This is a genomic window from Streptomyces sp. NPDC057565 (genome assembly GCF_042801455.1).
GTDB lineage: Bacteria > Actinomycetota > Actinomycetes > Streptomycetales > Streptomycetaceae > Streptomyces > Streptomyces yanii.
Map to the genome: position 1 here is coordinate 1 of NZ_JBHVFU010000171.1, position 1,663 is coordinate 1,663.

At 70.5% G+C, this 1,663-nt stretch carries 1 protein-coding gene; it reads right to left on the reverse strand.

Annotated elements, in window-relative coordinates:
• Positions 1-1,140 (reverse strand): IS110 family transposase (locus ACFU8W_RS52420; RefSeq protein WP_384052985.1); only part of this gene is annotated, 1,140 nt, incomplete at its 3' end.
• Positions 1,141-1,663 lie beyond the last annotated feature (523 nt).

Sequence of the window (1,663 nt, forward strand, 5' to 3'; positions counted from 1 at the left end):
GCGGTTGAAGAGGTTGCGCTGGGCGGCTGTGTGGCGGTCTCCGGCCTCACGGCGGCGGTTGTAGTGGGCTCTGGCGCCGTCTGAGTGGGTCAGGGCGGCGAAGGCCCACACGTAGCCGACGGCGGCCAGCCGCTGGTTCTTGACCCGGCGGGCCAGCACGGCCAGGCTCTTTCCGGAGGCCCTGGTGATCGGGGCTGAGCCGGCGTAGGCCTTGAGGCCCTTGGCGTCGGTGAAGCGAGATCGGTCGTCGCCGATCTCGGCGAGTACCCGGGCGCCGGTGAGCGAGCCGAGCCCTGGGAAGCTGGTGATGATCTCGGCGTCCGGGTGCTGCTCAAAAGACTCCACCGAGGCCTCGGCGAGGTCGTCGGCGCTGGTGCAGGTGGCCTCGAGCTGCCGCAGCAGTGCGAGTGTCTGGCGTCCCATGGCCTTTTCGACCAGGGGGAGTTGACGCATCGCGGGCTGGCGGAGCACGGCGTGCAGGCGGGCGGCCTCGACATCGATGGTGTTCTTGCGGCCGGCCTTCTTCAGCAGGGACCGCAGCTGGGGGCGGGTGAGCCGGGCAGCCTGTTCGGGGGTGGGGGCGGCGGCCAGCAGGACCCGAGCGATGGGGTGGCACACGCCCTCGCGGCGGATGCCGACGGCGGCGAGGAAGCCGGGGAAGTACTCGCGCAGGTGGGAGGTGAGCTTGTTCGTGGCCTGGGTACGGTCCCAGACCGCGTCCTGCTGGGCGCGGGCGAGGACCGCGACGGCCTGGGCGAGTTCGGAGTCGACGGGAAGCTGGCGGTGCGCGGCGGCGTCCGTGCGCAGGATGTTCGCCAGCACCATGGCGTCGAGGTGGTCGGACTTCTTGCGGGAGACCGCGTGCCGGTCGCGGTAGCGAGCGGCGGCCATCGGGTTGATCGCGTAGACGGGCCGGCCGGTCGCTCGCAGGCAGGCCACCAGCAGGCCGCGGGAGGTTTCGATGGCCACGGGTAGGGGGGCCTCGGCGTTGTCCCCGTGGTCGGCCAGGAGCTGCAGCAGCTCAGCAAGTCCCTCGGCGGTGTCGTCGATGCGGGCCTTGGCGAGTAACGATCCGGTGTCGTCGACTATGACGACGTCGTGGTGGTCGCTGGCCCAGTCGATGCCGCAGAACACGCTCAATCTGGTTCACGTCCTCTCGGTCGAGTGGCGAATCTTGGCTGGTCGCAGCCGTGCGGGGCACGCGTCTCCCTAATGGCAGGGCTCGATGGCCCGTCATCCGATTAGCCGTTCGTGACCCCAGCGACCCGCACGGTCCTCGGTCTCGGGAAGAGCTCGGCGGCTCCCGAACACGGAAGAGGTGCTCCCTGCGGGCGGCTCGGACCACAAGCGTCAACCGTCTGATCATGTGATCGGTCACGGTGCCGACTGCGGGCGCCGGCACCCGCCGGTCTTCTTTGAGGGCTTGTGCCCGGGTGCCCGGGAGGACGTCGCGCCGACGCCGGCACTCGGCACCGTGACTGCCCGGGGCGGAAGGAGCGGCGGCTCGGCGCTGCATTCAAGGGGTCCAGGCCCCCAGAACCCACGACGAGTCCGGCCGACACCTCCCGCCTCCGGGGACGGGAACCACGGAGCCGCTCTACCTACAGGAGCTCACAGCCCGGGAGCCGTCGAGGCTTCCAGGTTCCCGTCACTGCCCATTAGG